General features: G+C 41.2%; 13 protein-coding genes. 3 read left to right on the forward strand and 10 right to left on the reverse strand.

The window, feature by feature from the left end; all coding sequences use genetic code 11:
* Window positions 1-21 precede the first annotated feature (21 nt).
* The 6 genes from glpG to J8Z25_RS13615 form a co-directional block, all read right to left on the reverse strand.
* Window positions 22-837 (reverse strand): rhomboid family intramembrane serine protease GlpG, encoded by an 816-nt coding sequence (gene glpG / locus J8Z25_RS13590; RefSeq protein WP_130050633.1) that lies wholly within the window; start codon window positions 835-837, stop codon window positions 22-24.
* Window positions 834-1,151 (reverse strand): thiosulfate sulfurtransferase GlpE, encoded by a 318-nt coding sequence (gene glpE / locus J8Z25_RS13595; protein WP_130050632.1) that lies wholly within the window; start codon window positions 1,149-1,151, stop codon window positions 834-836. Before glpE ends, glpG begins: the two co-directional genes overlap by 4 nt.
* 54 nt (window positions 1,152-1,205) lie before the next feature.
* Window positions 1,206-2,231, reverse strand: a complete 1,026-nt coding sequence (gene tdh, locus J8Z25_RS13600; RefSeq protein WP_130050631.1) for an L-threonine 3-dehydrogenase — start codon at window positions 2,229-2,231, stop codon at window positions 1,206-1,208.
* A gap of 55 nt (window positions 2,232-2,286) precedes the next feature.
* Complete coding sequence (locus J8Z25_RS13605) at window positions 2,287-3,483, reverse strand: glycine C-acetyltransferase (RefSeq protein WP_054560964.1); 1,197 nt, start codon at window positions 3,481-3,483, stop codon at window positions 2,287-2,289.
* A gap of 149 nt (window positions 3,484-3,632) precedes the next feature.
* Window positions 3,633-4,184, reverse strand: a complete 552-nt coding sequence (gene gmhB, locus J8Z25_RS13610) for a D-glycero-beta-D-manno-heptose 1,7-bisphosphate 7-phosphatase (protein ID WP_130050630.1) — start codon at window positions 4,182-4,184, stop codon at window positions 3,633-3,635.
* A complete protein-coding gene (locus J8Z25_RS13615; RefSeq protein WP_250661195.1) occupies window positions 4,184-5,242 on the reverse strand; it encodes a glycosyltransferase family 9 protein in 1,059 nt (352 codons plus the stop codon). Before J8Z25_RS13615 ends, gmhB begins: the two co-directional genes overlap by 1 nt.
* 124 nt (window positions 5,243-5,366) lie before the next feature.
* On the opposite strand from J8Z25_RS13615, the gene J8Z25_RS13620 reads away from it, so the two are divergent.
* Window positions 5,367-6,089 carry a 3-deoxy-D-manno-octulosonic acid kinase gene (locus tag J8Z25_RS13620; RefSeq protein ID WP_178927387.1) on the forward strand — a complete coding sequence of 241 codons (723 nt, stop codon included), beginning with the start codon at window positions 5,367-5,369 and terminating at the stop codon, window positions 6,087-6,089.
* Here the strand turns inward: J8Z25_RS13620 and hldE are convergent.
* The 3 genes from hldE to J8Z25_RS13635 are packed head-to-tail and all read right to left on the reverse strand — an operon-like array spanning window position 6,079 to window position 9,628.
* The gene (gene hldE / locus J8Z25_RS13625; RefSeq protein ID WP_130050627.1) at window positions 6,079-7,518 is read right to left on the reverse strand and encodes a bifunctional D-glycero-beta-D-manno-heptose-7-phosphate kinase/D-glycero-beta-D-manno-heptose 1-phosphate adenylyltransferase HldE; all 1,440 of its coding nucleotides are present in this window, start codon (window positions 7,516-7,518) and stop codon (window positions 6,079-6,081) included. The genes J8Z25_RS13620 and hldE overlap by 11 nt on opposite strands.
* Window positions 7,518-8,108 (reverse strand): D-sedoheptulose-7-phosphate isomerase, encoded by a 591-nt coding sequence (locus J8Z25_RS13630; RefSeq protein ID WP_054560969.1) that lies wholly within the window; start codon window positions 8,106-8,108, stop codon window positions 7,518-7,520. Before J8Z25_RS13630 ends, hldE begins: the two co-directional genes overlap by 1 nt.
* 32 nt (window positions 8,109-8,140) lie before the next feature.
* Window positions 8,141-9,628: a capsule assembly Wzi family protein gene (locus J8Z25_RS13635; RefSeq protein WP_130050626.1), complete on the reverse strand. Its 1,488-nt coding sequence runs from the start codon at window positions 9,626-9,628 to the stop codon at window positions 8,141-8,143.
* Between the two features lie 153 nt (window positions 9,629-9,781).
* Here J8Z25_RS13635 and waaA point away from each other — a divergent pair, with 153 nt between their 5' ends.
* Together waaA and J8Z25_RS13645 are read left to right on the forward strand one after the other, a co-directional pair.
* Window positions 9,782-11,041: a lipid IV(A) 3-deoxy-D-manno-octulosonic acid transferase gene (gene waaA, locus J8Z25_RS13640; RefSeq protein WP_250661196.1), complete on the forward strand. Its 1,260-nt coding sequence runs from the start codon at window positions 9,782-9,784 to the stop codon at window positions 11,039-11,041.
* A gap of 45 nt (window positions 11,042-11,086) precedes the next feature.
* On the forward strand, window positions 11,087-11,629 hold the full coding sequence (locus tag J8Z25_RS13645; RefSeq protein ID WP_130052249.1) for a DUF1415 domain-containing protein: 543 nt from the start codon (window positions 11,087-11,089) through the stop codon (window positions 11,627-11,629).
* A gap of 80 nt (window positions 11,630-11,709) precedes the next feature.
* Here J8Z25_RS13645 and J8Z25_RS13650 read toward each other — a convergent pair whose 3' ends face one another.
* Window positions 11,710-12,045: a YdbL family probable chaperone protein gene (locus tag J8Z25_RS13650; RefSeq protein ID WP_130050624.1), complete on the reverse strand. Its 336-nt coding sequence runs from the start codon at window positions 12,043-12,045 to the stop codon at window positions 11,710-11,712.
* Window positions 12,046-12,048: the final 3 nt, after the last annotated feature.

Genomic DNA, 12,048 nt, shown 5'->3' on the forward strand with positions numbered 1-12,048 from the left:
AAGTATTATTGCGGGTTGGTATTATTTACGCGATAGCAGCTTGTCAGACACGGCGTAAGCCATTCCAGCTAATAACCCCGCCAAATGTGCCCAATTAGCCATACTCACGGGCAACAATTCAACAAAGCCTAAAATAAGCCAAACCAGCATAAAACCGACGATGCTATTACTTACTAATGACGGCTCTGATGGCCTCATTACGCTGTAAATCCAACAAAAACCCAGTAAGCCATAAACAACGCCACTTAAACCACCAAAGTTCGGCCCTACAACTAAAAACTGTGCCCAGTTACTAATGAATGCAGTAACTAAAAATAAACCAACTAAAGTTAACTTACCGCTACGTTTTTCTATATCGTTACCCAGTGTCATCCACCAGATCAAATTAAAAATAAGATGGATAGCGCTAAAATGCACAATGGCAGGTGTAAACCAAGTTAGAGGCTGTGCAGGATTAAACTGCAACATACTATAAATAGTTTCAAAACCACCTAATAAGAAGGCTACAAATATAACAATCGACACTAATGTAACAGTACGATTTAGCCAACTTAATGCTTTAAAGCGAGCTTTTAAGTTAAGTGACTGACCTTGATATAATAGTGGCGATTGAGTGCTTCCTACCTGCCATGAAGCTTGCTGGTATTTTTCGTCATGTGGATTAGCAGCAAACTCCTGCCAAAGTGGTTGAGCTTGATGAAAGTGCTCTGGGGCAACACAAATAATCACGGTTTGTCCATCTTGTGAGCGCAACTCGCCATGTAACCCCTTACTTTTGATGTAATCTATAAAGCCTTGTGCGGCGCGAGGATTATTTATGCTGCCCAACTCAATCATCGTTCAATATGCTCCGGAAGTTGTGTCTGCCAAGCAGTAAAACCACCATCCATACTATAAACGTCTTCAAACCCCTGCTCTACTAAGTAGCTCGCAGCACCTTGAGAGCTCACACCATGATAACAAACGATGATAATTGGCTGATCAAACTCTTTATGCATCATAAAATCACTGATGTTGGCATTTGATAAATGCTCAGCGCCTGGAATATGCCCAGTTTGAAATGAGTTAGGATCGCGAATATCAGCAATCACAACATCTTCTTTATCTAACAGGGCAAAAGTTTCGCTCACTGAAATATGTTTATACGACATAGTACTCTCTAAACTAAAAAGGCGGCCAAAGCCGCCTTATCAAACAACTTGGTATCAATCCCAGTTAAGGATCACTTTACCTGATTGGCCTGAAATCATTGTATCAAAGCCAGCTTGGAAGTCATCCACAGAGAACTGGTGAGTGATAATTGGCTTCAGATCAAGACCTGATTGGATTAAGCTCGCCATCTTGTACCAAGTTTCAAACATTTCACGGCCGTAAATACCTTTAATGATTAGACCTTTGAAAATAACTTGGTTCCAATCAACCGCCATATCTGAAGGTGGAATACCTAGCATGGCGATTTTACCACCGTGATTCATGTTGTTTAACATGCTGTTAAATGCAACTGGCACACCCGACATTTCAAGGCCAATATCAAAGCCTTCTGTCATTCCGAGCTCTTTCATAACATCTTCAAGGTTATCAGTAGCCACGTTTACAGCACGGGTAGCACCCATTTTACGCGCTAAATCTAGGCGGTATTCATTTACATCAGTGATAACCACATGACGCGCACCAACATGTTTAGCAACAGCTGCAGCCATGATGCCAATTGGGCCTGCACCTGTGATTAATACGTCTTCACCCACTAAATCAAACGACAGCGCAGTGTGTACAGCATTACCGAATGGGTCAAAGATAGATGCTAACTCATCAGAAATGTTATCTGGAATTTTAAATGCGTTGAAAGCTGGGATCACAAGGTATTCAGCAAATGCGCCTTCGCGGTTAACACCCACACCAGTTGTGTTACGACATAAATGTACGCGTCCGGCACGACAGTTACGACAGTGACCACATGTGATATGTCCTTCACCAGAAACACGGTCACCTACTTGGAAACCACGTACCTCCTGGCCCATATCAACCACTTCACCTACATATTCGTGGCCAACAACCATTGGCGTAGGAATTGTATTTTGTGCCCACTCATCCCATTTATAAATATGGACATCAGTTCCACAAATTGCTGTTTTGCGGATTTTAATAAGCAGATCGTTATGGCCAACTTCAGGCTTTGGCGCATCAGTCATCCAGATCCCTGGTTCTGCTTTTAATTTAGATAATGCTTTCATGATTCACACTCAATTAAACAAAACCGAAGCAATAGCTTCGGTTTAAGAAATAAAATTAGATAACACCCATTTCTTTACCAATACGGGTAAAGGCAGCAATAGCGGTATCTAATTGCTCTTTTGTATGCGCCGCAGAAATTTGCGTACGGATACGTGCTTGGCCTTTAGGTACTACAGGGAATGAGAAACCTGTTACGTAAATACCTTCAGCAAGTAATTTGTCAGCCATGGCTGAGGCAACTTTAGCATCGCCTAACATAACAGGGATAATGGCATGGTCTTTACCTGCACAAGTAAATCCTGCTGCTTCCATTTGTTCGCGGAAATATTTTGCGTTATCCCATAGTTTTGCGCGTAACTCGCCACCATTGCTAAGCATTTCAAGTACTTTAATTGATGCTGTAACAATTGATGGTGCAAGTGAATTTGAGAAAAGATAAGGACGAGAACGTTGACGTAACCACTCTACAATCTCTTTTTTACCTGATGTGTAACCGCCCGATGCGCCACCAAGTGCTTTACCGAGCGTACCTGTAATGATATCAACGCGATCTAGTACACCACAGTACTCCGGCGTACCTTTACCATTTTCACCAACAAAACCAACAGCGTGTGAGTCATCAACCATTACTAATGCATCATATTTATCTGCAAGGTCACAAACCGCTTCAAGATTACAAATAACACCGTCCATTGAGAAAACGCCGTCAGTTGCGATTAGTTTTGTTTTAGCACCCGCTTCATCAGCAGCAATAAGTTGCTTTTCAAGGTCGCTCATGTCGTTATTTGCGTAGCGGAAACGTTTTGCTTTACAAAGGCGCACACCATCAATAATCGAAGCATGGTTTAGAGCGTCAGAGATAATTGCATCATCTGGGCCTAAGATTGTTTCGAATAAACCTGCGTTTGCATCAAAACATGATGAGTAAAGAATAGTATCTTCTGTTTCTAAGAACTCAGAGATCTTTTGCTCTAAGGTTTTATGAATATCTTGAGTACCACAAATAAAGCGTACAGAAGCAACACCAAAACCGTGGTCGTCAAGGCCTTGTTGAGCTGCTTTAATTAACTCTGGGCTATTTGCTAAGCCAAGGTAATTATTAGCACAAAAGTTAATGACCTTATCACCAGAAGCAACCTCAATTTGAGCCTGTTGCTGTGACGTGATAACACGCTCGCTTTTGTATAAGCCTTCAGCTTTCACTTCATCAATTTGCTGCTGCAACTGATTAAAAAACGCAGATGCTCTCATCTGTAATCTCCACATATTCTTGTACCTAACCAGGAATGATTAGCATGACTTTAAATTTTGCGCCTATTGTAAAAGCTTAGGCGAACAATTGCACTGTTTGCAGTTCGTCGCACACCTTGAGGCGTGCGAAATAAAACTGGTCTTACCTGCTAAGATTGTAAAATCAAAGTAGGTAAATCAGCTAAAGACTCACAGACAATATCGGCATGTTGCTCTGTTGATTCTGCATAACTTTGCCCTGAACGAACTAAAACACGCGTAGCGATATTGGCTCTCTCAGCGGCAATAAGGTCGCCAAGCTTATCACCCACCATTATACTTTGTGATGGGTCGATTTGATGTTCTTTGATAGCTTGTAAAAGCATACCCGGAGCAGGCTTTCGACAGTTACATTCTTGCAAATAGGCAGGTTCCGCTTTGGTTGGGTGATGCGGGCAAAAATACACATCAAGAATAGCAACGCCATGACGTAAAAATTCACCTTTCATCCACTCAGTGAGCTTAGAAAAATCTTGTTCTGAATAATAACCGCGACCAATACCCGACTGGTTAGTAACTATCACAATTTTATAACCCGCATCCGCAAAGGCTTTGCACGCCTCAAATACACCGGGTACAAATTCAAATTCTTGTGGTTTGTATACATAACCATGATCAATATTGACCACACCATCTCGGTCTAAAAATAAAACGTTGCTCATTACAGTTGCTCTTTGTGTATCACGTAGTCAAACATCGAAATTACCTTTTCGACACTTATTTGCGCCATTAAATCAGCCCCTTTAACGCGTACTCCCCAAGGTAGCTCTTGCGCCGTTTTGCCAGTTTGTTCAAGTAAATTTTGGTGATAAACCTCAACAACATAATCTTGATACAAATAAGGTCCTGTGCGTTTTGGGTTTGAATGGGCATACAAACCTATAACAGGTGTTCCTACCGTTACAGCCATATGCGCAGGCCCAGTATCAGGAGCTAACACTAACGCCGAACGTTTCAAAACACATAGCAGTTCTTTTAGTTGGGTTTTCCCTACTAAGTTAAGCACAGGAGCAGAACTATGTGCGATAATTTGATCTGCTAGTTCGTTCTCTAAAGGCGTTGGACCGCCGGTGATAACCACCGAAAAGCCTTGTTGATAAGCATGTTCAGCAAGTGCAGCATAACGTTCGGGTAACCAGTTACGCTCTTTTTTACTTGCCGCAGGTGAGATAACAAAAATACGCCCGGTTAAACGCTCTTCACCTAATAGCGCATCGGCTGCTTGTTGGTGCTGCTCGGTAATTGGCATTTGCCATTGAGGTTTGTAATCAGGCGTACCAATAGCTTGAGCAAAGCCTTTAAAGCCTTCTAATACATGAGCCTCTGATTGCGGGGCAATACGTTTATTAATAAACAAGCTATGTAACTCTTTTGAACGAGCCCAATCAAACCCCACTTTGACTTTTGCTGGAATACAACGGGCTGCTAAATTCGCTCTTAGTGCTACCTGCATATGTAATAGCACATCAAATTTACGACCTTTGAAAGTCTCTTTTAGTTGCTGATAAGCCTGTTTACCCTGCTTTTTATCGAATACAACAAACTCAACACCAGGTAAATCGGCCAATAACATAGCCTCAACTTTACCTATCACCCAGGTAATTTTTGCCTTCGGGTGTGCCTTTTGAATTGCTTGCACTGCTGATACGGCATGACATACATCACCAATAGCTGAAAGCCTTAAAATACAAATATCTGAATAGGAGGTTGATTGAGTCACGTGCGCCCTTAGCTACAGCAAATAATATGCGATCTTAAATTAACTTGATGCTAATGCAAGCACTTATGCGAAAAGCTAAAAATACGGTAAGATAGGGCTAATTTTATTTAATCTTGAAGTTGTTATGTTCGAAACTCAGCATCTACAAAACACCACACTTTTGTGTCACCCAGCCTATAAAGATGAGCTCACGCAACAGTGGTTTGATGCCAGTTATTGGCAACAACAAGAGAAAATAGTCGGAGCTAAAAAAGGCCGCGCAACAGCGTGGTTTTTTAAGCATCAACAGCTTACAGGTGTTCTGCGCCACTATTGGCGTGGTGGTTTAGTAGGTAAGTTGCTGAGCGACCAGTATTTATATTTTGGTTTAGAGCAAACCCGTGTCTATAAAGAATTCGCGCTGATGATGCGTTTGCGTGAGCTTGGTCTAAATGTGCCAAACCCTATTGCGGCAAAAATTACCACCAGTGGCTTTATCTATCGCGGCGATATCATCACCGAGGCGGTGACAGGGGCAAAAAGTGTGTTAGATATTTTAATCAGTCGCTCTCTCAGCCAACCTGAACTCAAAGCGATTGCTGTGACTCTCAGCGAGTTTCATAATCACGGGGTATATCACGCAGACTTAAACATCAATAACATCTTATTCGATGATACAGGAAAGGTGTTTATCATCGACTTTGACCGGGGCGAAATAAAACAGCCGCACGCCAGTTGGCAAAAAGAAAACATTAAACGCCTTGCCCGTTCATTTGCAAAAGAGCAAGGCCGTAACGAAGTGATGCATTGGCATCAAAGTGATTGGCAATCACTGCTGTGTGACTACCAAGCTTTGCTTAAGACTTAATTTTGCTAATAACGTTAGATGTTGAGCACCCATTAAGAAACTCAAGTACTTCGACTTTTCCGCCATGGCGTAGAACATGATCAGCACCTGCAATTTGATCTACGGTGTAATCGCCGCCTTTGACTAGCACATCAGGGCTAATTTGCTCGATTAGCTTTGCTGGTGTGTCATTTTCTTCAATGCTGCCAAACGGAATAACCCAATCAACTGATGCTAGCGCACTTAATACCATGGCACGTTCATCCAGTGGATTAATTGGTCTTTCTGGGCCTTTTAAGCGAGAGATTGATTCGTCATTATTTAAGCCAACAACAAGCCTATCACCACGCGCTTTAGCCTGAGCAAGGTAACGCACATGACCAGCGTGAAGAATATCAAAGCAACCATTAGTGAAAACTATTTTTTCACCATTTTGTTTTGCAAACTCAATGTGCTGAAGCACATCTTCAAATGGTGTTTGATAATGCTCACCGGTTTGCTGTAAATATTGACCAAGCTTACGACTCAACTCTTCTGGCGATACTGTTGCTGCGCCAAGTTTACTTACCGCAATACCTGCAGCAAGATTGGCAATTTCAACCGCATCTTTTGCTGCCATACCCGCACCAAGCATCACTGCAAGCGTCGCGATTACGGTATCACCAGCGCCGGTTACATCACTGACTTCAAGCTGCTGGGCCGCAAAGTCGAATTTATCTGTCTGACTGATTAACGACATACCATGCTCTGAACGAGTTAATAGCATAGCGGCAATACCCGCTTCACTAATTAGCTTACGAGCACTATCAGTTAAGCTTTGCTCAGAATCAGTTTTACCACCAGCAAGCTTAAACTCATTTAAGTTAGGGGTAATGTAATCAGCACCGCAATATAAGCTTAAGTCGGATGATTTAGGGTCGATAAGTACCGTTTTACCTGCTTTCTTTGCAACCTGAACCATTTGTTGAATTAAGCTAAGAGAGCCTTTGTTGTAATCAGAAAACAACACAAAATCGTAGTCATCTAACACCAGCTCTAAACGGTTTAGTAACAATTGGCTGTGTTGCTCAGTAAAGGTCTCTTCAAGATCAAGACGTACAACTTGTTGATGACGGCTAATAACACGCATTTTGGAAATAGTTGGTAAATCGCAAACACTGACTAATTGCGAATCAATTTTTTCTGAACTTAAAATTGTTTCAAGAATTTGCCCGCTTTCGTCTTCACCAACTAAGCCTAACAAGCCCACTTTACCATCTAAACGTGCAATATTTTTTGCTACGTTGGCTGCGCCACCTGCTTTGTCTTCAAACTTACTGACTTTTACAACAGGTACTGGAGCTTCAGGCGAAATACGCCCTGAATCGCCATGCCAGTATCTATCTAGCATGACATCACCAACGACTAAAATACGTGCCTTTGAAAGGTTTTTTAGTAACGCTAAATCCATTACTTTTGCTCCGCTACAACCATATCGATGGCTTCGCATAACCAATGACCGATGAACATATGCGCTTCTTGAATACGCGCTGTTTCATCATTTTTAATGATAATTGGTAACTTAGCGATGTCTTTTACCTTACCACCATCTCGGCCTGTTAATGCGACTGTAAAAGCGCCGATTTCATTTGCAGCTGCCAGGGCGAGGTTGATGTTAGGGCTAGTACCAGAGGTAGTTAAACCAATCACTAAATCTTCTGGCTTACATAACGCCTGCACTTGACGCTCAAATACAGTATCAAAATGATAGTCATTACTGTGAGCGGTTAAAATTGAGGTGTCCGTTGTCAATGCAATAGAAGCTAATGGACCTCGTTCCAATTTATAACGCACAACAAACTCAGCAGCTAAGTGCTGAGCATCTGCCGCGCTACCACCATTACCAAACCAAATTACCTTACCACCCGCTTGCAAAGCACTGTGGCATGCTTCAAGTAATTGCATCACTTCAGGGTGGTAGGTTTCCATCGTCTCAAACAACATTTGATGACGATTTAAACTTTCGAGGTAGCTTGCCGCTACTGAATCAAGATTTGACATAGATATTCCTTAAAAAGTATTAACGGCTTTGCTTACCAAAAATATGCAACAGATAACCAAGTATAGTTATCTCCAAATACATCTTCACCATAAGTAAGAGTTGTCTCTAATGTATGCTCATTTAATTGGCGTGTGTTACTTAGTTGAAGCTCAACGGCGCGTTCATAATCGCCAGTCGTTTGACCCCACTCATTTAGATAGTTACTTTCATTTTCTATCAATGTTAGCTTACTGCGCCAGAATGAGCGGTAGCTTTCACTATAAGTTAACTCCATGCTGTGCACCTGTGTAGGAGGTGCATCTGCGTAAACTCTCGCAACGCCATTGGCATGCAAGTCAGTATATCGCTGATCAGCCGCATAATGTCCCGTTACAAAACCACTAACCGTATTACCATATACTGGGTATATCTCATTGACGTACCACAGACTATGCATATTGGTATATTCGTACCTAAGCGACATTTTATTACTCAGCTTTGGTAAGAAGAAGCCAAAATTACTAACAGTATTACCAAATTGGTAGTTCTTATGATTTTTTGTATCTTCACCACCATATTCAAAGTAAAGTTCAACGGGCATTCCCCAATTAAAATTTACAGTGCTGGTAATTGTTACGTATTGGTCACCTAACTCATTATCTTTACTACCAGTGAGGCCTGAGTTGTCATTACCTGCGGGATCAAAAAATGCGTCAACCACATCACCAGCATCTACTTTACGGGGCCCACCGCCAAACTGCATCATTCTATTAAGGCCAATCTTCCAACCATCAAGCGGCTCAATACTAAAATGCGTTCCAGCAAGCTTTGGTGTGCCACTATGAAGCTCATTTTGATAAAGAATGCCATTATCGACATGTTCAAGTTCAGAATAATAAAGCTCAAAGTCAAAATTCCACCAGTTATGAGCTGGTTTTACCATTCCCAAAGAAATCGAAGGTGCAGTTTTAGCATTGGTAGAAATAATTTGTGCAGAGTGCTTAAAAGGTGAAAACCAGTGCTCTTTATAGCCAAGGTTTAACTGTAAATCTCTCCCTGCGAAGCTGATAAAGGAATTGTAATTTACAAACTTATTTGCTTTTGCTCGATAATCAACACCAACTTGTACTAAAGTGTAATCATTGGCACGCCAAATACCTTCGAAGAAGCCTTGCCCCCATTCATCAGAACTAAGTCCGCGTTGATTAGCTATTTTCTTGGTATTATCTGTATCTACTTGTAATTTTACACCGACACGAGTGATTGCATCATCACTTTGATACGGCTTTATTTTTGAACGAATAACAGCAGCTAACCCCGGCTCGTCCTTTGCTAGTAAAAGAAGTGCTTTTTCGACTTCTGCTAAACGATATGGCTTAGCCATAGGAGTGCCAATTGTTAGTGCAAACAAAGTATCTAATTGATGATCAAGCTGTGCATCCATACCAATAGGTAAATAAGCAGTTGGCGTTGCTAATAAAGGCATTGAGCAACTTAGTAAGGCACCTATTACCGAGGCTTTTATCATTTTAAATTTCATAATTGCTTCGTTGATTTGTTAAGTAACCGAAATACTACCAAATAAGCCAATAGTAAACACTTAAAACTCTCATTGATAACCGTTTTTAACATTTTATATTTAGATCGCGTAGGTTCCACGCTATCATAACGTTTTATCCATATAGGCTAGGCAATGGCGCGCATTTTATACTCTTTACTTTTATACCTACTAAGCCCACTGGTTATTTTCTACCTGTATGTTTTACGTGGTAAAAAGAATAAGGGTTACCGTGAGCACTTTGCTGAGCGCTTTGGCTTTTCGAATTTATCGCATCACGATGTTGTTTTTCATTGTGCCTCTGTAGGTGAAGTGCTAGCGGCAACCCCGCTTATCAAGGCCGTTCAATCAGAAAATCCAGAGCTTACTATTTTAGTAACCTGTAACACCCCTACAGGCCGCGAACAAATAAAAAATAACTTTAAAGACTCTGTTAGCAGCTGTTATTTACCGATTGATTTTTTCTTTGCTACGCGTCGATTTTTAAAACGTATCAAGCCAAAGGTACTGTGTATTTTAGAAACTGAACTTTGGCCTAACCTTATGGCTCAAAGCAACAGCTACGGCACAAAAGTTCTTGTGTTAAATGCCAGACTTTCAGCCAAATCACAGCAGGGCTACCAAAAGGTAATACCTTTAACTAAAGTGATAATGCAGTCTATTAGCGACCTTGCCAGTCATAATCAAGATGATGCCAAACGTTTTATTGAGCTTGGTTTAAAGCCTGAAAAGGCACGCGTATTTGGCTCAATTAAATTTGATATTACGCCAACAAATGAGCAATTAAATAAAGTCGCAGCACTTAAAAACAAATATAACAACGAGCGATTTATCTGGGTTGCAGGCTCCACTCACCCTGTTGAACATGAGCTTATTTTAAGTGCTCATGAAAAGCTGTTAAAAGCCTTACCCAACGCTCTTTTGATTATTGCTCCGCGTCACCCAGAGCAATTTGATAAAGTCGCAGAGATATTAAAAAGCTCAACGATGAACTTTAGTCGTCGTAGTGAAGATAACTATGACAACCAACAAGTTGTGCTAGCTGATACTTTAGGCGAGTTACAATGCTTATATGGTGTGGCAAACATCAGTTATGTTGGCGGAAGTTTAATAGAGCGAGGCGGCCATAATCCATTAGAGTCAGCAGCGTTTTCTGTTGGGGTATTAGCAGGTCCTCATACCTATAACTTTGACCATATTTATCCTGAGCTGATTAGTGCTCAAGGAGCTAAAATTGTCATCGATGAAAACCAACTAGCTGACACACTTATCTCTTTGAGTGCTAATCCACAAAAGACGATTAAGCTTGGTCAACAAGCTGCAAAATGCGTTGCTAATAATCAAGGTGCTATCAGTAAAACGGTCAATTTAATTGAGCTTTACTTAGAAAAGTAATTTAGAGAAATAGAATAGAGAAAGAATGTGACTGCAAAACAAGCGATGAATCGCCCAGAAAAACAAATGCGCGAATGGGTATCAAGCGTAATCGTAAAATACAATTTCTGCCCCTTTGCCCGTAAAGAAGTTGAAAGCAATTGCATTCATTATCAAATCAGTCAGTCTATTACACTTGATGATGCAGTAATGGACATGCTTGAGCAGTGTAGCGAGTTAGATCAGCAAGCACAGCGCGAAACAACCCTTTTGATGTTTGAACAAGGCTTTAAGGACTTTGAAGAGTTCTTAGATTTAGTCGATTTAGCCAATGCGCTTTTAGCAGCGCAAGGTTATGAAGGTAAATATCAAATAGCCAACTTTCATCCTGACTATGTCTTTGCTGACAGTGATGACAGCGATGCTGCAAATTATACCAACCGTGCACCTTACCCGACACTGCATTTGATCCGTGAAGCCAGTATGAGCGAAGCGTTAGATAACTACAATGAACCAGAGTCTATTCCGGAGCACAATATTAAACTTGCAAGGCGCAAAGGCATCGACTTTTGGCAGCAATTGTTACAAAACTGCATCGATAAACGCTAATGTTTGTCAATCGTGTAAATGTAAAAAAGCCAGCAGTGCTGGCTTTTTCTGTTTTGTACTGATTCGTTTAATAAAGTGAGTTATTTTTTTACCCACTGACCGTTCACTTCAATGTAGTGACCCGGCTTAGTTTTCTCGATAGTTTTAGCGGCTGCAAGTGCTTCAACTTGCGCTAAAGAGAGGTTGTTCTTTTTCGCCAGTTTTAAATATTGCTCTTTGCGCTTTGCATTTATTTCTTCAACCACCGCTTTTGCTTCACTGTTATTAACCACTAAACCCAAATAGCCTGAGCTGTTTTCACCCACTAGCCCTTGGCTCTTTGCATCATCAAGGCTGATAGCCCATACAGAGAAAGATAAACAAACAGCACTGATCATGGTGATCACATTTAGTTTTTTAAGTTGTAATTTACGCATGTT

Origin of the sequence: Pseudoalteromonas sp. SCSIO 43101 (genome assembly GCF_023650775.1) — a bacterium.
Taxonomy (GTDB): Bacteria; Pseudomonadota; Gammaproteobacteria; order Enterobacterales; family Alteromonadaceae; genus Pseudoalteromonas; species Pseudoalteromonas apostichopi.